The 19,335-nt window shown below is 68.3% G+C and carries 9 protein-coding genes; 6 read left to right on the top strand and 3 right to left on the bottom strand.

What is annotated here, in order from left to right; translation table 11 throughout:
- Nucleotides 1-494 precede the first annotated feature (494 nt).
- Nucleotides 495-9,941, bottom strand: a complete 9,447-nt coding sequence (locus ACFXI3_RS35305; RefSeq protein WP_378405508.1) for a type I polyketide synthase — start codon at nucleotides 9,939-9,941, stop codon at nucleotides 495-497.
- A gap of 248 nt (nucleotides 9,942-10,189) precedes the next feature.
- Here ACFXI3_RS35305 and ACFXI3_RS35300 point away from each other — a divergent pair, with 248 nt between their 5' ends.
- From ACFXI3_RS35300 to ACFXI3_RS35290, 3 genes are all read left to right on the top strand, one after another.
- Nucleotides 10,190-10,873, top strand: coding sequence for a PIG-L family deacetylase (locus ACFXI3_RS35300; RefSeq protein WP_344272097.1), 684 nt, complete (start codon nucleotides 10,190-10,192; stop codon nucleotides 10,871-10,873).
- Between the two features lie 65 nt (nucleotides 10,874-10,938).
- Entirely contained in the window at nucleotides 10,939-12,231 is a 1,293-nt protein-coding gene (locus ACFXI3_RS35295) for a nucleotide sugar dehydrogenase (protein ID WP_344272094.1), read from the top strand.
- A gap of 15 nt (nucleotides 12,232-12,246) precedes the next feature.
- The gene (locus ACFXI3_RS35290; RefSeq protein WP_378405506.1) at nucleotides 12,247-13,206 is read left to right on the top strand and encodes an NAD-dependent epimerase/dehydratase family protein; all 960 of its coding nucleotides are present in this window, start codon (nucleotides 12,247-12,249) and stop codon (nucleotides 13,204-13,206) included.
- Nucleotides 13,207-13,259: 53 nt separating this feature from the next.
- Here ACFXI3_RS35290 and ACFXI3_RS35285 read toward each other — a convergent pair whose 3' ends face one another.
- Both ACFXI3_RS35285 and ACFXI3_RS35280 read right to left on the bottom strand, forming a co-directional pair.
- Nucleotides 13,260-13,403, bottom strand: coding sequence for a LuxR C-terminal-related transcriptional regulator (locus tag ACFXI3_RS35285; protein WP_378405504.1), 144 nt, complete (start codon nucleotides 13,401-13,403; stop codon nucleotides 13,260-13,262).
- Between the two features lie 17 nt (nucleotides 13,404-13,420).
- The gene (locus ACFXI3_RS35280; RefSeq protein WP_378405502.1) at nucleotides 13,421-16,009 is read right to left on the bottom strand and encodes a response regulator transcription factor; all 2,589 of its coding nucleotides are present in this window, start codon (nucleotides 16,007-16,009) and stop codon (nucleotides 13,421-13,423) included.
- Nucleotides 16,010-16,749: 740 nt separating this feature from the next.
- Here ACFXI3_RS35280 and ACFXI3_RS35275 point away from each other — a divergent pair.
- The 3 genes from ACFXI3_RS35275 (at nucleotide 16,750) to ACFXI3_RS35265 (ending at nucleotide 19,252) form a co-directional block, all read left to right on the top strand.
- Nucleotides 16,750-17,394 carry a lytic polysaccharide monooxygenase gene (locus ACFXI3_RS35275; RefSeq protein WP_378405500.1) on the top strand — a complete coding sequence of 215 codons (645 nt, stop codon included), beginning with the start codon at nucleotides 16,750-16,752 and terminating at the stop codon, nucleotides 17,392-17,394.
- A 696-nt stretch (nucleotides 17,395-18,090) separates the two neighbouring features.
- Nucleotides 18,091-18,873, top strand: a complete 783-nt coding sequence (locus ACFXI3_RS35270) for a thioesterase II family protein (RefSeq protein WP_378405498.1) — start codon at nucleotides 18,091-18,093, stop codon at nucleotides 18,871-18,873.
- Between the two features lie 109 nt (nucleotides 18,874-18,982).
- Nucleotides 18,983-19,252 (top strand): hypothetical protein, encoded by a 270-nt coding sequence (locus tag ACFXI3_RS35265; RefSeq protein WP_344272076.1) that lies wholly within the window; start codon nucleotides 18,983-18,985, stop codon nucleotides 19,250-19,252.
- Nucleotides 19,253-19,335: the final 83 nt, after the last annotated feature.

The raw sequence follows: 19,335 nt of genomic DNA, 5'->3' as shown, positions 1-19,335 counted from the left end.
CCCTCAGGGTTCCCCTCACGACCATCGCCGGTCCGCGAAGGGCCCCTTCACGGAATCAGATTCCCTCAAGGAGCCCTTCACAGCCCACCCGCTCGCTCGATCGCTCGCTCGCCGCCGCGATGCGCCCCAACGCCACATTCGGTGCATCCCACGCACCCAATGCGGCATTCGGTGCGTCACATGCACCCAATGTGGCATTCGGTGCATCCCACGCACCCAACGCCACATTCGGTGCGTCACATGCACCCAATGCCACATTGGGGCGCAAGCCCCGCCCCACCGCGACCCGCAGCCAACGCACCCACCCATGGAAGCACCCACCCCACCCCCAACCCCGATACGAAGCCTCCTCTGCGGTTCGGGGGTGCTTGTCAAGGCATCTTTCCCGCCTTGACAAGCACCCCCGAACCGTCAGCACAATCAGCTTCGGGGTGGTGGCCCCACCCGAGCGGGCGCAATGTCGCCGCCAGGCGACGAGCCGCCAGCGAAAGAACTCAGAGACTACCCAGCCACCCCTCCACAGCCTTAGCCGTAGTCTCCACATCCGAATCCACAATACTGAAATGATCCCCCGGCACAGTAACCACACCATCCGCCTGATCCCAGGTAGTCCGCCACAACCCAGGATCCTCCTCCGCCCGCTCAACAGAATCCCCAGCGATGACAAACCGCCGATCCGGCCGAACCAACACCACCGGCGAAGAAACCTCAGGCAACCGAACCCCGTCCAGCAACCCGAGATAATAAGCCATAGCAGTCAACTTATCCCGGTCAAACGGCCCGAACTGCTCCTCCCGCTCAACCATCCCCGCAGCCATATCCCGAACAGTATCCCCAGCATCCCCGCCGTCCATGGAATAACTGTCCAAAAGAACAACCCCAGCCGCCTCAACCCGCGCAGCCAGCGCATAAGCCAGAACCCCACCAGAAGAATGACCCACGAGAACAAACGGCCCATCCCCGGAAAGCCGAACACTCTCCGCCAGCACATCCAGCAGGGCATCCAAATCAGCAGGCAACGACTCCCCAGCCACAAACCCCGGCGTAGGCAAGGCAGCAACCCGCCGCACCCCCCGGAACCGAGCAGCCAGCTTCGCGTACTGATAAGCCCCACCCATCCCAGCCGGAGTAGGAACCGCCAGCAACCTCAACTCGGCAGGCCCATCAGAAAGCTCCACCGGCCGAGGCTCCTCCCGAAGCTCACCCACCGTCCGGAACGTAGGCCGTAGCCGAGCCGCCGCCCCCAGCAACGCAAGACCGTTCTCCACCTGCCCGCCCCGGACAGCCTCGAAGAACATCTCCGTAACCGGATCCCCGCCAACCTCGGCCGCGGGCCCGGTCAACACGGACAGCAAATGCTTCGCCAACCCCGCCGGCGTCCGATGATCGAACGCAACAGACGCAGGCAACGAAACCCCCGCCACCCCACCGATCCGATTCCGCAAATCAACCGCGGTCAGCGAATCGAACCCGATCTCCAAGAAGTGCGCGTCCTCGTCAAGCTCGGCGGTATCGGCATACCCCAGCAGCCCGGCAACCTGCTCCAGCACAAACGTCCGCAGCCCCGGCTCAGTCAACTCCAGCTCCGAGACATCGTCAGCCACCGCACGCCGCTTCTTCACCGCAACCTGCGTCGACGCAACCGCCCCCGGAGCCACGAGCTCCCGCAAAGTCACCGACTCAGCCACCGCGACCGGCCGTCCGGAACGATCAGCGAACAACACCGCCACCCGATCGTCGCCAAGCGGAGCCACCCGAACCCGCAACTTCGCCGCCCCAGTGGCGAACAGCCGGAAGTCCCGCCACTCCACCGCGTCTCCGCCCACAGTGGACAGTGCCGCGTCAAGAACCGCCGGAGACAGCCCAAACCGCTCGTCCGGAGCAACCTCAATCTCCCCGAACACCACCCCGTCGACAATCCAAGCAGCATCCAGCCGCCCAGCCGCCACCGATTCCGCCCCAGCAGGCGGCCACTGGCCAAGTCCCTCCGGCTCACCGCCATCGTCGACAGCCACAACTCCCTCAGCATGCCGAATCCACGCACCGTAGTGTCGCGAATGGACAGTCACCGAACGCTGCCCAACGCCATCCGGCTCGCCAACCACGAGCTGCACATGCTCAGAAGCCAACGGCGACTCGACGGCCAACCGCACCAACCGCCCGCACCCGACCTCGTCGCCGGCGCGGACTGCCAACTCCACAAACCCGGCGACCGGGAACACCTCATCAGCAGGCAAAGTCCCGCTCAACACCACCGTGGACGATCCGGCAACAGTCAACGCAGGACCGAACAATGTCGCAAGCCCAGTCCCCGCAGCCCGCCGAGCCTCCATGTCCACCGACGGCCAGTACCGCGTCCGATGGAACGCATACGGCGGCAACGGAACAGCAGACGCGGCTCGCCCGGAGAACATCCGCCGGACCTCCAGCCCAGCGCCAAGAACGTGCAACTGCCCAGCCGCCAGAAGCGTCGAAGCAACCTCGCCCCGATTACGCCGAAGCACCGGAACAAACTCCGCGTCCTCGACCACAGCTTCAGCGGCCGCGGTCAGCACCCCGTTCGTACTCAACTCGACAAAGCGAGTAGCCCCCGAAGCCCGAACCGCCTCCGCGAAGCGAACCGTGTTCCGGCAGTTAGCCACCCAATGCGCCGGATCAGACAGCTCGTCGGTCACCTCAGCACCAGTGACCGTCGAGACCACCGGCACAGTCGGTGCGGCGAACGTCAGGTCCTGCGCGATCTCTTCCAGCTCTTCGAGGATCTCGTCCAGCAACGGCGAGTGCACCGCACAGTCGATCGCAAGCCGGTTAGTCCGCCGGCCGAGCTTCTCAAAGTGAGCGACGATCGCCTGAACATCACTGTCCACACCAGACACCACCACCGACCGCGGCCCGTTCACCGCAGCCAGTGCGACGTCCTCGCCCAGCAACGGTCGCACCTCGTCGGCACTGGCCTCGACCGCGACGACAGCACCAGTGCGGGTCTCCGCCATCAACTGACCCCGGTGCGCGACCAGCTTCACCGCATCGTCCAAAGAGAACACACCGGCGAGATGCGCGGCCGCGATCTCCCCGACCGAATGCCCCACGAGCACCTCCGGCCGCTGCCCCCACGATTCCAGCAGCCGATACAACGCCACCGAGAAGGAGAACACCGCGGCCTGGCTGAACTGGGTCCGGTCCAGCAACTGCGCATCCACCGACCCGGCCTCAGCGAACATCACCGCGCGCAACGACCGCCCGAGGTGCTGATCGAACTTCGCCGTGACGCGCTCCAGTTCGTGCGCGAACACCGGGAACGCAGCGGACAACTCCGCTCCCATCCCCGCCCGCTGACTGCCCTGCCCCGGCAGGAGATACGCAGTCCGCCCGCCAGAACGAGCTCGTCCCGTCACCACAGAGTCCGAAGTAGACAAAGCCGCCAGCGCCGCACGAAGCTCAGCCGCGTCCGAACCGACCACCGCGGCCCGATGCGAGAACAACGGCTGACGATTCGCCTGCGAGTAAACGACATCCAACGTCGGATACGCATCGAGGTGCGCCAGCAACGCCCGAGCCTGATCCGGAATCGCCGCCGCAGTACGCGCGGAGAACACCAGCGGCGGCAACACTCCGCCGGAGTCAACCGCTTCAGCCGCTTCCGCCACGACATCCGGAGCCTGCTCCAGAATCACGTGTGCGTTAGTCCCGCTGTACCCGAACGCCGACACCGCGGCACGACGCGGCCGATCCACCTCCGGCCAATCCCGAGACTCGTCCAGCAGCCTCACAGTTCCGGCAGCCCAGTCGACATCGTGCGTCGGCTCGGTGACGTGCAAGGTCGACGGCAACACTCCGTGCCGCATCGCCTGCACCATCTTGATCACGCCGGCGACACCCGCAGCCGCCTGAGTGTGCCCGATGTTCGACTTCACCGAGCCAAGCCACAGTGGACGGTCCGCCGACCGCTCCCGGCCGTAAGTGGCCAGCAATGCGGCAGTCTCAATCCGGTCGCCCAGCGGAGTGCTCGCGCCATGCCCCTCGATAGCGTCCACATCGGACGCCACCAGACCAGCCGCCGACAACGCACGCCGAATCAGCTTCTCCTGTGCCGGCGCGCTGGGCGCATTGAGCCCGTTTGAAGCACCATCGGCGTTGACCGCGCTGGACTTCACCACGGCCAGCACGTCGTGCCCGTTGCGCTGCGCGTCAGACAGCCGCTCGATCACGAGCACCCCGACGCCCTCGCCCCAGCCAAACCCGTCCGCCGCGGCCGAGTACGGCTTGCACCGGCCATCGCGAGCGACAGCACCGTCGAGGAACTGCGCGAACGGCGCCGGCGAAACGAGCGCCGAGACACCCGCGACCAGCGCGAGCGAGCAGTCCCCACCGCGCAACGCCTGGGTCGCCTGATGCAGCGCCACCAACGACGACGAGCACGCGGTATCCACCGAAACAGCAGGCCCTTCGAGACCAAACGCATACGCGACCCGTCCGGAGACCACGCTGCTCAGCGCTCCGGATCCGCGATAAGCTCCGCCGCCCTGTTCGAGCGCGTCGCCCGGGTCGTAGTCGGACTGCATCACGCCGACGAACACCCCGGTCGTGCTTCCCTTGAGCGCCAACGGATCCACGCCCGCGTTCTCCAGCGCGACCCACGACGACTCCAGCAGCATCCGCTGCTGCGGATCCATCATCACGGCTTCGTTGGGGCTGATGCCGAAGAACGCGGCGTCGAAGTCGGTGGCGTCCGGAACGAACCCGCCGCGCGGCGTGCCGCCCTCCGGAGCGACCTGCTCCAGCCAGTGGTCCATGTCCCAGGCCCGGTCGGTCGGGAAGTCGCTGGTCCCGTCCTGACCGGCGGCGACCAGCTGCCACAGCTCGTCCGGCGTGGTCACGCCGCCGGGGAACCGGCAGGCCATGCCGACGATCGCGATCGGCTCGTCGCTGCCCACCACCGTGGTCTCCGGCCCGGCCGCGTCCGCGTCCAGGTCGCCGAGCAGCTCGTCGTGCAGGTGCGCGGCCAGGTCGCCGGCGGTCGGGTGGTCGAAGACGAGCGTCGCGGTGAGGCTGAGGCCGGTGGCCTCGTTGAGCGTATTGCGCAGCTCGACCGCGGTCAGCGAGTCGAAGCCGAGGTCCTTGAACGCACGGTCGGCGTCGATCACGTCCGTCGACGTGTGCCCCAGCACCGCCGCCGCGTGCTCGATGACCAGGTCACGCAGGTGATCGAGGCGTTTGTCCGCGGGCAGCCGGACCAGCTTGCCCAGCAACGAGTCGGTCCCGGCCTCGCGGTCGGCGACGGTACGCCGAGCCGCCGGGACCAGGCCGCGCAGCAGGTCCGGCACCGCGCCGGCCTCGCGCCACGCGGGCAGGTCGAGCTTCACCGGCACGAAGACCGTGCCCGTCGAGCTGACCGCGGTGTCGAACAGCGCCAGCCCCTCAGCCGCGGTGAACGCGCCGAGCCCGCGCTTGCCGTTGGTCTCGCCAGCCATCCCGGCCGCCGATTCCCACATGCCCCACGCCAGCGAGTGCGCCGGCTTGCCTTCGGCGCGGCGGTGCGCGGCGAGAGCGTCGAGGAAAGCGTTTGCGGCGGCGTAGTTCGCCTGGCCAGGAGCACCGAGCACACCGGCGGCTGACGAGAAGGTGACGAACGCTTCGACGTCGCCGGCCAACTCGTGCAGGTGCCAGGCGGCGAGCGCCTTCGGGTTGAAGACGCCGTCGATCCGCTCCGGAGTCATCGACGGCAGCACACCGTCGTCCAGCACACCGGCAGCGTGCACCACCGCGGCGACCGGGTGCTTCTTCAGCAGCCGCGTCACGACCCTGCGGTCCGTCAGGTCGCACGCGGCGACAGTCGTCTCCGCACCGAGCTCGGTGAGCTCCGCAACGAGTTCCGCGGTGCCAGGTGCCTGGTCGCCACGACGGCTGACCAGCAACAACTGTCGCGCGCCCTGCTTCGCGAGATGTCTGGCGACAATCCGACCGAGCGCCCCAGTACCGCCAGTAAGCAAGACAGTCCCGGCCGACCAGTCAACCGGCTCCCCCAGCTCCGGCGTCGCCCGGACGAGACGCGGTACACGCACCTCAGCACCGGACACCCGGACCGCCGATTCGTCCGCCGCCGCGATGGCCGCGAGCTGCTCGTCGGTCGCGTCGCCCTCGACGAGCACGATCCGGCCCGGGTTCTCCACCTGCCCGGACCGGACGAGACCAGCCACCGCGGCCCCGGCCAGATCATCGCCGGTCACTACGAGAAGCTTCTCTTTGCCATCCGACTGCAGTTTGGACAGTGCACTGTGGACGGCCTTCTTCGCTTTCGCCGCATCGTTCCCGGCCTTCGCCCGGTAGACCTCGTAGGCCTCCTGCGCGTCCGGCAGCGTCGTCGGCACCCAGTCCACTTCGTACAGTTCGTCCGAGCCAGTCGGAGCCGCAGCCGCCAGCTGTTCCTCGCTGATCTGCCGCAACTTCAACGTGCCAACCCGCGCGACCGGCGCGCCCGCGCTGTCGGCGAGGCGCAGCTCGACGGCCTGTTCACCAGTCGGTCGCACGTGGACTCGCAACGAAGACGCACCTGTCGCGAAAAGCTCCACTTCGGACCAGGCGTACGGCAGCGTCGTCCCTTCCCCGGCCGCTGCGCTGAGCCCCACAGCGTGCAGAGTCGCGTCGAACACCGCCGGGTGCAGGCCGAACGCCTCGGCCCCGATCCGTTCCTGCTCGGGCAGCGCGACCTCGGCGTACACGTCCTCGCCGCGCTGCCATGCCGCCTGCAGGCCCTGGAACACCGGTCCGTAAGCCATTCCGTGCTCGGCCAGCAGGTCGTACATTCCTTCGACGTCAACGGTCTCGGCACCGGACGGCGGCCATTCGCTGAGGTCGAAGTTCGTTCCGGAAGCGGCGGACGCGAGCGTGCCGTCCGCATGCCGGGTCCAGCCGACGGCAGTGGCGAGATCGTCGGGTCGCGAGTGGACACTGATCGGCCGGGTCCCGTCCGCGGCCGGAGTGCCGATGCGCACCTGGATCCGCGCGGCGCCCTTGGCGGGCAGCACGAGCGGCGCGTGCAGCGTCAACTCCTGGACGCGACCGCAGCCGACCTCGTCCCCGGCGCGGACTGCGAGTTCCACAAACGCCGTGCCAGGCAACAGGATCGAGCCGCCGACGGCGTGATCGGCCAGCCACGGATGCGTCGCCGTGGACACGCGACCGGACAGCACCACGCCGTCCGCGTCGGCGAGCAACGTCGCCGCGCCGAGCAGCGGGTGGTCGACCGGGTCGAGACCCATCGACGAGACATCCCCGGATTCGGACGAAACCTCCAGCCAGTAACGCTGGTGCTGGAACCCGTAGGTCGGCAGGCCCGCGCGGCTCGCACCCCGCGAGGCGAAGTGCGCGGCCCAGTTCGGTACCACGCCGCGGACATGCAGCGTCGCCAACGCGGTCAGCAGCGCCACGTCCTCGGGGACGTCACGACGCTGGCCCGGCACCGCAACGGCGTCACCGGCGGACTGCGGAACCGCGGCGGTCAGCGGCGCGTCCGGGCCCAACTCGAGGAACCGGTTGACACCGTCGGCAGCGAGCGCACGGACAGCATCAGCAAACCGGACCGGCTCGCGGACGTTGCGCACCCAGTACTCGGGATCGGTCAGCTCGGCGTAGACCTCCTGACCGGTCACGCTGGAAATCACCGAAATCGTCGGCTGCGCGTATGCAATGCTCTGCGCGACGGCACGGAACTCGGCGAGCATCGGCTCCATCAGTCGCGAGTGGAACGCGTGCGAGACCTTGAGCTGCGTCGTCCGCCGCCCGGCGTCGCTGAATTTCGCGGCCACCGCTACGACAGCGTCTTCAGCGCCGGACAGCACGACAGAGCGCGGCCCGTTCACCGCGGCGACATCGACTGTCCCTTGTGGATCGTGCTCCGCGACCTCGTCCGGAGTTCCCTCGACGGCCACCATCGCGCCGCCCTTCGGCAACGCTTGCATCAATCGTCCGCGAGCGGCGACCAGCTTTGCCGCGTCAGTCAACGAGAACACGCCCGCGCAATGCGCAGCGGCAAGCTCACCGATGGAGTGGCCGCACAACGCGGCCGGGGTCAGCCCCCACGATTCAACCAACCGGAACAACGCGACCTCGAACGCGAACAGCGCGGCCTGCGTGTTCGCGGTCTGCGCCAACACGTCGGCGTCGCCGTCGATGATCTCGCGGATCGGCCGGTCGAGATGCCGGTCCAGCTCCGCGCACGCCGCCGAGTAAGCCTCGGCGAAGACCGGGAAGGCCTCCAGCTGACGACCCATCCCGACTCGCTGAGATCCCTGGCCGGAAAACAGGAACGCCAACGACGCCTCGCCGCGCGCCAGGCCGCTCACCGCGCCCAGCTCACCGTTCGCGAGCGCGTTCAATGCGGGCAGTACGTCCTCAGTGGACTTCCCGATCACCGCAGCCCGGTGGTCCAGATGCGTCCGCGATGCGCCCAAGGTGGCGGCGACGTCGAGCAGGTCCAGTTCCGGCTGTGCCGCAAGGTGTTCGGCCAACCGCGCTGCTTGCGCCCGCAAGGCCTGCGGCGTCCGGCCCGAAACCACGACCGGAACCGCCGCCTCGTCACGCGGGTTTTCGGCAGCCTCCGGTGCCGGTGCTTCCTCGATGATGATGTGCGCGTTGGTCCCGCTCAGCCCGAAGCACGAGACCGCACCGCGTCGCGGCTGTTCCCCGCGCTCCCACGGCCGGGCCTCGGTCAGCAGCTCGACCTTGCCCGCGGTCCAGTCCACATGCCGAGTCGGCTTGTCGACATGCAGCGTCTTCGGCAGCAGGTCGTTGTTCAGCGCCAGCACGATCTTCAGCACTCCTGCGACACCGGACGCCGCCTGGGTGTGCCCCACGTTCGACTTGATCGACCCCAGCCACAGCGGTTCTTCGCGCTCCTGGCCGTACGTCGCGAGCAGCGCCTGCGCCTCGATCGGGTCGCCCAGTTTGGTCGCGGTGCCGTGCGCCTCGACGACGTCGATCTCGTCCGGCCGCAGCCGCGCGTTCGCCAGCGCCTGCCGGATCACGCGCTGCTGCGCGGGCCCGTTCGGCGCGGTCATGCCGTTGGACGCGCCGTCCTGGTTGATCGCGGTGCCGCGGACGAGCGCCAGCACCGGGTGTCCGTTGCGTTGCGCGTCGGACAGCCGCTCGACCAGCAGCATGCCGCAACCCTCGGACCAGCCGGTACCGTCCGCGGAGTCGGCGAAGGTGCGGCAACGAGCGCTGCGGGCGAGCGTGCCGTCTAGGGAGAACTCGACAAACGTACGCGGTGTCGACATCACCGAGACCCCGCCGGCGAGCGCGAGCGTGCACTCGCCATTGCGCAGCGCTTGCACCGCCAAATGCAGCGCGACGAGCGAGGACGAGCACGCGGTGTCGATAGTCACCGCGGGTCCTTCGAGCCCGAAGGTGTAGGCGAGGCGGCCGGAAATGACGCCGGAAGAGCCGTAGCTGCCCTGATAATTGTGGTACATCGTGCCCGCGAAAACGCCGGTCGGGCTGCCCTTCACCGAATGCGGCGCGATCCCGGCGCGCTCGAACGCCTCCCACGACGTTTCGAGCAGCAGCCGCTGTTGCGGGTCCATCAGCAGCGCCTCGCGCGGGCTGATGCCGAACAGGTCGGCGTCGAAATCGAGCGCGTCGTGCAGGAAACCGCCCTCGCGCACATAGCTCGAACCCGGCCGTTCGCCGGTCGGATCGTAGAGCCGGTCAAGGTCCCAGCCCCGGTTCGACGGGAACTCGCCGATCGCGTCGACGCCCCCGGACAGCAGTTCCCACAACGCTTCCGGGGTGCCCGCGCCGCCGGGAAGCCGGCAGGCCATCCCGACGATCGCGATCGGCTCCCGTGCGGCTTCGGTGAGCTTGCGGTTCTTTTCGCGCAACCGCTCGGTTTCCTTCACCGAAGCCCGGAGCGCACCGACCAGCTTCTCCTCGGAGTTGCCCACGTGCCCACGTTCCTTCCGCGTCGCATGCTCGCCCGACGTCGTGACGATACGAGCGCGGACGCGGGCGGACCCACCCCTAACGGCCCCTGCCGCGCCGGTCCGCCCGCCCGGCCAAGGTCCGCTTTAGACGGTCTTTAGGGGTTGTCGCACGCACCGGCGGATGTCAGATTTTGCTGGCGTTCCAAGCCATTTCGCACGGCTCGTTTCCGCTGGGGGTTTCACCGCCCGGACAAGGACTGGGGAATCGTATGCACACGTTGACACGCAGGCTGCTGGTGGTGGGAGCCCACGGCGACGACGAAACGCTCGGCGCGGGCGGGACTATCGCCCGGCTCGCCGACGAGGGCGTCACCGTTTCGCTTTGCATTCTCACCAACGACGACGGTTCGCGTTCGGCCGCCGGCGCCGAGGTCACCAATCGCACCGACGCGATCGAACTGGCCGCGAAAACGCTCGGCATCGAGCGCGTGCGAGTCCACGAATTCGGCGACAACCGGCTCGACACGGTGAGCCACCTCGAACTGAACCAGGTCGTCGAGCGCGAGGTCCGCGAATTCGAGCCGGACACCATTTTCGCCACGAGCATGTGCGATCTGAGCACCGACCACGCACTGGTCAGCCGCGCCGCGCGGGTCGCCGGGCGGCCGGGCAAGGGCCCGGTGCGCGAGGTCCGCACCTTCGAGATCCGCTCCGCCACCGACGTCGGAGAGGCCTCCGGGCTGCCGGTCACGTTCCGGCCGAACTGCTGGCAGATTCTCGACGAAAGCCACGTCGAACGCAAAATCGAAGCGCTGCGCGCCTACGGCAAGGAGCTCGAGCCGTGGCCGAATCCGCGCAGCGAACGCGGTGTCCGCGCCTTGGCCGAATACCGCGGCTCGCAGGTCAGCGCCGGCCTCGCCGAGGCCTTCGAAATCGTCCGTTCGGTCCGATGACCGGGTTTTCCGCCGCTTTTTCCACTCGCTTTTCCCACAGCCCATCCAGAAACGGGTGACCAGGAATGACCAGTACTGTCGCTGAATTCGAGACCATCGCCGAACGGAACGAACTGACGTCGGTCGCGGTGATCGGGATGGGCTACGTCGGCCTGCCGACCGCGCTCGGACTGCACGCCGGCGGCGTCGGCGTGATCGGCATCGACCTGTCGCAGAACCGGCTCGACTCGATCCGCTCCGGCGAGGTCGACCTCATCGAAGCCGACCACCGCAGGCTCGAGAAGGCCGTGCACCAGGAGGATTTCCAGCTCACCACGGATTCGGCGCGGATGGCCGAGGCGGACGCGGTGCTGGTGTGCGTGCCGACCGGGCTCGACGAGTACCTGATGCCGGACCTCGGCCCGCTCGAGGCGGCGTGCGCGGCGCTGGTCGCGAACGCCCGCCGCGGCCAGACGTTCATCCTCACCTCGACCAGCTACGTCGGCACCTCGAACCGGCTGCTGGTGAAACCGCTGGTGGCCAAGGGATTCACGATCGGGCGTGACCTGTTCGTGGCATCCAGCCCGGAGCGGATCGACCCCGGCAACGTCACGCACACCCAGTCCGAGACGCCGCGCGTGCTGGGCGGCGTGACCCCGGTGTGCACCGCGATGGCGCAGCGCGTGATCAACGTGCTCACCCCGAGCGTGCACTGCGTCAGCTCGCCGGAAGCGGCCGAGATGACCAAGCTGTACGAGAACACGTTCCGCGCGGTGAACATCGCGCTGGCCAACGAGTTCGCCGAGATCAGCGACGGCTTCGCGATCGACCCGATCGAGGTCATCGACGCGGCGGCCAGCAAACCGTACGGCTTCATGGCCTTCCACCCCGGCCCCGGCGTCGGCGGCCACTGCATCCCCTGCGACCCGCACTACCTGCTGTGGCAGCTTCGCGCGACGCAGAGCAACGCGCCGCTGGTGACCCAGGCGATGCACGCCATCGCGGAACGGCCGAAGCAGGTTGTCGACCGCGTACTGAACACACTGTCGCGCGAAGGCAAGGGCATGGCGGGTACGCGCGTGCTGGTGGTCGGTGTGACGTACAAGCCCGGCGTGCAGGACGTGCGTTCGTCGTCCGCGCTCGACATCCTCGACCTTCTCGCCGCGAAGGGCGCGAAGGTCGGCTACTACGACCCGCTGGTCCCTAACGTCCGAGTCACCGGCGGTTCGCTCGACACCGTCCCTGAGCCGGACGGCGAGGACTGGGACGTCGCGCTCATCCACACCGTCCAGCCGGGCCACGACTACGAATGGCTCGCCGACTGCCCGACTGTCATCGACGCTACTTATCGCTTCGACCGTGCGCTCTTCGCTAACTGAGAAAGGGACATTAACGTGCGTTACCTCATCACCGGAGGCGCCGGGTTCATCGGCTCCCACCTCACCGAGCACCTGCTGGCCCGCGGCGACGAGGTCGTCGCACTGGACAACCTCAGCACCGGCACCCTGGACAACCTCACCGGATTCGCCGGGCACCCCGGCTTCCGCTTCGTGCGCGGCTCGATCACCGACCCGAACGCGGTCGAATCGTGCATGGCGGGCATCGACGCGATCTTCCACCTCGCCGCCGCGGTGGGCGTGTTCACGATCCTCGACAAGACCATGGACAGCCTGCGCACCAACCTGCACGGCACGGAGAACATGCTCGACGCGGCGCTGCGCCACGACGTGCCGATCCTCGTCGCGTCCACCAGCGAGATCTACGGCAAGAACACCGCCGACGGCCTGCGCGAGGACGACGACCGGATCATCGGTTCGCCGCTGAAGAACCGCTGGTCCTACGCCGAGGCGAAGGCGCTGGACGAGACTTTCGCCCACCTGTACGCGGTGGAACACGGCCTGCGCACGGTGATCGTGCGGCCGTTCAACACCGTCGGCCCGCGCCAGACCGGGCGCTACGGCATGGTCATCCCGCGCTTCGTGACGCAGGCGCTGGCCGGCGAGCCGATCACGGTCTTCGGCGACGGACAGCAGACCCGCTGCTTCTGCCACGTGCAGGACGTCGTGCCCGCTCTGGCGGACCTGCTCGCCGACGAATCCGCGTACGGCAAGGTGTTCAACCTCGGCAGCAACGAGCAGACCACCATCTCGCAGCTGGCCGAGCGCGTGATCGGCGCGACCGGTTCGAGCAGCACCATCACGAAGGTGCCGTACGAGGAGGCGTACGGCGACGGGTACGAGGACATGCAGCGTCGCATTCCCGACTGCACCCGCGCGTACAACCAGATCGGCTTCGTGCCGACGCGTTCGCTGGACGACATCATCAACGCGGTGGTCGCCGACCGCCGATCCTGACCTGTTTCCGGTTCCGGTGAAGGGCCTCTTGCGGATGTCGCGCGAGAGGCCCTTCACGCGTTTCGGAGCTTGACGTAGACGGCGCTCAGGTGGCCGGCGGCGGTGTTCGCGGACACTCCCAGTACCTCCGCGATCACCGCCACCGGCATGCCCTGCGCGGCGAGTTCCGCGACGCGCAGCTCTACGTCGGTCAGCACCCTTGCCCCGCTTTCCGTCACTGCCCGGCACCGGCCAGTTCGCCCGCCAGCGCGCTCCGCCCGGCCACGCCGAGTTTCCGGTACACCCTGGTCAGATGTTGCTCCACTGTGGACACTGTGATGTACAGCGTTTCGGAGATCTGGCGGTTGGTCCGCCCGTGTGCCGCGAGTTCCGCGACGCGCAGTTCGGCCTCGCTGAGCGCGGTCGCCGCCGCTCCCTCCGGATCCGCGCGCGGCGGCTCGGGTCTCGACGCCACCGGACGCGGAGCGAGCGGACGCATCGGCTGCCGCGGCACCTGCACCGGTTTCACCAGGCCCGCCGAGCGTTCCGCGCGCTGCCCGAGCTGGTTGATCGCGCGAACCGTGCGGGCCAGCTCAAGCCGGTCGCCGGATTCCTTGAACGCCTCCGCCGCCCGGTTCAGCAGGCCGGACCGCGCACCGGTGTCCCCGGCGAACGCCAGCACCCGCAGCGCCACTGCCCGCGAGAACGCGTCCGTCGTGTCCGCCAGCTGCTGTTTCGCCAGCTCGACCGCCAGGCTCGGGTTGCGCAGCCGCAGATTCGCCTCGGCGAGGTCGGTCCGCCACGGGGCTACTGCGGGCAGGTCGAGGTTGCGGTCACGGAGAATGCGCTGGCACTGCTGGAAATCGCTCACCGCGGAGAGACCGCGGTTCGTGGCCAGGTGGAACTGCCCGCGCGCCCTGAGGAACCGTACGCCGCCGAGGGTTGTGTACACCGTTTCGGGCAGCGCGTGTCGCAACACCGCTGCTGCGGCCTTAAACGCACCCGCCGCGGTGTACGCGGTCAGCATCGTCGCAAGCGGGTACGTGATCGCGACGCCCCAGTTCGGTTCGTCAAGCAGCGCAAGCGCACGGCTCGCCGCTTCAGCCGCTTCGGCCGGTTCGCCGCGACGCAGCAGCAGGCTCGCGCCGATAGCGTCGAGCATCGCCTTCCACGTCACCGCGCCGCGATACTCGGCTTCCTCGGCCAGCGAAGAGCACCAGCCTTCCGCGCGGTCCGCCTTGCCGTCGTACGCGAGCGCGAGGATGGCTGTAGCCAACGCTTCCAGCGAAGTGTCCGAGAGCCGGCAGTTCTGCAGAATCCGCTCCGCGCACACCGAAGTCTCTTCGCTGCCACCGACCTGCCATACCGAGGCGAGCGTGGTTGCCGTGCGCATCCAGGGATCCGCTGCGTCCACCGACAGCTCCGGTGCCGTGCCGTAATGCCAATGCGCGGCGAGAGTCAGTTCAGCGGCCATGCGCGGGTGCAGCGGCTCGAGGTCGTCGCCCAACCGGACCAGCGCGGACTCGAACGTTTCCCGGTCACCGAACCACAATGACTGGCGCACCAACGCGATCCGGTCGGATTGGTCGAGCGAACCGGCGTCGCGCAACGCCGCGAGATGCGGTGCGGCCGCCGCCGGATTGACTCGCCAGGTGATCTTGGCCAGCAGCTGCGAGATCATCTGCTGTTCCCACGACGCGGTGGTCGTCGATGCCGCCAGCTGCAGACAGCGGGTGGCGAAGTCGACGTCGTCGCCGAGCATCACCTGCTCCGCCGCCGCGACCAGCACCGGCAACGCCCACTCCGCCTGCGCTTCGCCCGCCGCCACGAGATGCCGCGCGACCTCCGGTGCCGACAACCCGCGTGCGTGCTTCACCTCCGCCGCCCGGATGTGCAGCCGTACCTTCTCGGACCCGCGCAACCCGCCGACGACAGCCGCCGCGGCCGGCTGCTGCCGGAACCGCACCCCGTCGACCAGCCCAGTCTCCACGAGCAGTCCCGCGGAGGCCTCCGCCTCGACCGGATCGACGCCGGCGACCGTCGCCACCGCGTCCGTGGTCACGTCGGTGTCCAGCACCGCGATCGCCGTCGCCACCTCCCGCAGTGGCGAACCATAGCGACGCAGAAGCCGTTGCACCGCTTCGGAATACACCGCGCCGTCGTCCACCGAGCTACGAGATGCGTCGACCAATGCACTGACCAGCAACGGATTCCCCGCACTCAGCCCGTGAATCCGTTCCGCGTCGCCGTGGTCGGAGACCAGCTGCGCGATCGCCTCCACGGTGAACGGCGTGAGATGCACGTACCGGTGCGGCTGCGCGGCGAATTCGACGCCCTCGCCCGAATACCAGCCGTCCGGCTGCGTCAGCACCAGCAACATCGCGGCCGACCTCGCCCGCCGCTGCAACCGCAGCAACAACCGCGCCGACGTCTCGTCCACGTGCTGCAAATCGTCGACCGCGATCAGCAGCGACCGCTCCCGCGCCAGCCGGTGCAACGCACTGCACAACGCGGCGATCCGGTCCTCGCCGTCGGCCGCGGCGAGCACTTCGCACGGCAATGCCGGACTGGCGAGCAGTTGGTCGAGCACGCCACCGTCGACGTCGCGCTCGTCGGCCGCCCCCGCCGCGGTGAGCGTCAGAACGCCCAGCTCGCGAGCACGTGCCACCACTTGGTTCTGTACCTGTGTTTTCCCACTGGCCGGTCCTCCGCCGACCAATACCGTGTCTCCTGCCCCCGCATCGCATTCGATCAGCAGGCCCTCAAGGAGGGACACTGCTTCGTTCGGCTCGGTGCGGCGGTTCTGCCCCCAGTTCACGCCCATCGCAAGCTCCTCGACCCAACGGTCATCTTCCTGCGTGTGCCACAGTCGCAGCCGCCCCCTAAGCACAGCCAACCGCGATCTAAAGTCACTCAATCAGGTGATCACGATTACCTTGCGTTGCGGTGGGTGTGGTTTTTTGTGCGGTGACGCCTGCGTGCGAGGGGAAGATTTCTGTTGTCAGGACTGGGTTTCGGCTCCGGACAGTGATCTTGATTCTCTCGCTTCAGCGGTCGGGGTTGACCACTTCGAGCGATGGCGTAATCGAACTTGTGTTCGAGAGAATGACTGGGTGACCACGACTACGACGCTCCCGTTCGATGCCGAAGAACGGCAAGTCCCGCACCAGGAACGACCCGGCCTCGCCCGTTCCGCACCCCGCCCCAGGACCATCGAGGCCGCAGGACCCCAATGCCCCCAGGACCCCCGGCGCCTCCAAGACCCCCAGTGCCTCCAGGACCTCGGGACCCCAGTGCCCCAGTGCCTCGGTGCCCCAGCGCCAAGTGCCTCAGGGCATCGTTTCCCCAACGCCCCAGGGCCTCGGGATCCCAGAGCTTCGGGGCGTCGAGCCCCCGGAGCTTCGGGCTCGGGCTCGGGCTCGGGCTCGGGCTCGGGCTCGGGCTCGGGCTCGGGACGAGCGGAGCACGCGAGAAATCACCCGCGCCCGACTTTCGCACCTACAAGCCGACGCCCCGGACACCTACCGTGATGTGGTCTAGACCTCTCAGGAGAGGAACCTCGCGATGAAGTTTTCCCGCTCCGCCGTCAAGGTCGCGATACTGACCGCCGTGCTCGGCACGGTCTCGGTGTTCACCGCCGTCCCCGCCCTCGCGCACGGCTCGATGGGCAACCCGATCAGCCGGATCATGCAGTGTTTCCAGGAGGGTCCGGAAAACCCGCAGTCCGCCGCGTGCAAGGCCGCCGTCGCGGTGGGCGACAGCTGGCCGATTTACGACTGGGACGAGGTCAACATCGGCGACGCCAGCGGCCGCAGCCGAGAGATCATCCCGGACGGCAAGCTGTGCAGCGCCGGCCGCGACAAGTACAAGGGCCTCGACCTGGCCCGCGACGACTGGCCGGCCACCACGATGCCGAGCAGCGGCCCGTACACCTTCCAATACCAGCTGACCGCCGCGCACGAGGGCACCTTCGAGCTGTACGTCACCAAGCCGGGCTACGACCCGACGAAACCGCTCAAGTGGTCCGACCTCGAAGACACCCCGTTCTACAAGCAGGACAACCCGCCGATCGCAGGCAACGCCTACCAGCTCCAGGCAAACCTGCCCGGCGGGCGCACCGGCAGGCACCTGATCTACTCGATCTGGCAACGCCACTGGCCCGACTCCGGCGAAGCCTTCTACTCCTGCTCGGACGTGATCTTCAACTGACTCTCCCCCTGCTCCCTGCCCGGCGACCGCAGTCCACAGTGGACAAAAACCCCGCGCCACCTGGTCCGCTGGGCAACAGCAGCGCCCCTAGCCGCGCTCAGAACCCGACGAGAAAGAGGACTGCGAGGCGTCCGCGGCCGGCGCTGCCACCGTCTCCAGACCACAACCCCGAGGAGGAAGGCACCGAGGATCCGTTGGAAGACAACTGCGTCCAGGTCAGCATCGGAACGGCGACGCGCAACCAGAACAACGCGGTGAAGACCGGCAACAGCTAGACCCCACCACCAAACCCGGCCACCGCGGAAGGCAACGCGAGCAAAACGCGGCGAGGGCGGCGGCAAGCAAGGCAGGCAGCAGATCGACCGGCACCGCCCCAGGCTGCCACCGACGCCGCCCTCACGCTCAGCGCACCTTCACGAATGCAGCCCCACACCCAACGCACGTCCGCCACGCCGCCCGCGCCCAGCGCATCCTCACCTACACCGACCCGACTCCCAACGCACTCTTGCCAAGACGGCCCCACACCCAACACGTCCGCCAACACCGCCCCACACCCAGCGCACCTCCAACGCCGCCCTCCGCCGAGCCCAGGCCAAGCGGACCAGGCACAACCCACCCCCTCCTTGGCCAAGACCCAGGCCGCTAGGGGTTGTCCCGCACCGCCCGGCCCCGAACACTCCTGGTTTTGTGACTGCAGTGGACGAAACACCCGCGAACGCACGCACCAGCCGGTGGATCCGCCGTTTCCACCCGACTGACCAGGCACGGGTGCGTCTGGTGTGCCTCCCGCACGCCGGCGGCTCGGCGACCGCCTACTTCCCGCTCTCCGCGGCCGCGGCGGGGCAGGACTTCGAGGTGGTCGCCGTCCAGTACCCGGGCCGCCAGGACCGTCGCGCCGAACCATGCCTGGACACGGTCGCCGCCATCGCCGACGCGATCACCGGCGACCTGGCCGACTGGTCCGACCTGCCGGTGGTCTTGTTCGGCCACAGCATGGGCGCGACCGTCAGCTACGAGGTAGCCCGCCGCCTGGAGGCGCGGGGCAATCCCCCGCTGGGCCTGTTCGCCTCCGCCTGCCGGGCCCCGTCCGCGCAGCGCATCGAGTTCGTCCACCAGCGCGACGACGACGGCTTGATCGCCGCGCTGAAGGAACTCAGCGGCACCGACGCCGGCGTACTCGGCGACGACGAGTTGCTGCGCATGGTCCTGCCCGCGATCCGCGGCGACTACACCGCCGTCGAAACCTACCGGCACCAACCGGGTTTGGAGCCAAGCTGCCCGATCCAGGTCCTAGTCGGCGACGCGGACCCGGTAACCGACCTCGACGAGGCCGGCGCCTGGCGCGAGCACACCACCGGCACCTGCCAGGTCAAGATCTTCCCCGGCGGCCACTTCTACCTGAACGACCAGCTCAACGCCGTCCTGCAGACGATCACCACAACCCTCGCCGGATGGCAACCGGGAATCTGCCGGGGATAAGGGTGGGGAAACCCCAGGGAAGCTTCAGGAGCACACCCCATGGTTCCGGCCCGCCAGTTCCGAGAAACTAGGTACATCAAGGAAACACCCCCTCAACCAGGAGGCCATCATGATGGCGATCACCACCGCCCCCGGCGTCACCCAGCGCATGCTCGCCAACGGCCACCTGGAGCTGACCTGCCGCACGACCCACCGCCACATCGAATGCGAGCCGGTGGCCGCCGCGATGTGGATCGCCCTGAAGCAGCACAACGGCGACGTCGACCAGGCCGCCGCCACTCTCTCCGCCCTGTGGGAAACGAACGAAGACGACACCCGCTACGACCTGATCGCCCTGGCCGGTTCGCTGTGCTCGCTGGGCATGGCCACCGAGTCGTAACCGAAACCGCCTCGATTCGCTCGCAAAACACCAGGCCTGGGCCGACATCCACACCGAGAACGACCCAGCCCGCACGAAAACCG

The organism is Amycolatopsis sp. NPDC059235, from assembly GCF_042754125.1.
In the GTDB taxonomy this organism is placed as follows: Bacteria; Actinomycetota; Actinomycetes; order Mycobacteriales; family Pseudonocardiaceae; genus Amycolatopsis; species Amycolatopsis albidoflava.
Note: the sequence above shows the minus strand (reverse complement) of the source record. Positions and strands in the feature narration are given on the sequence as shown.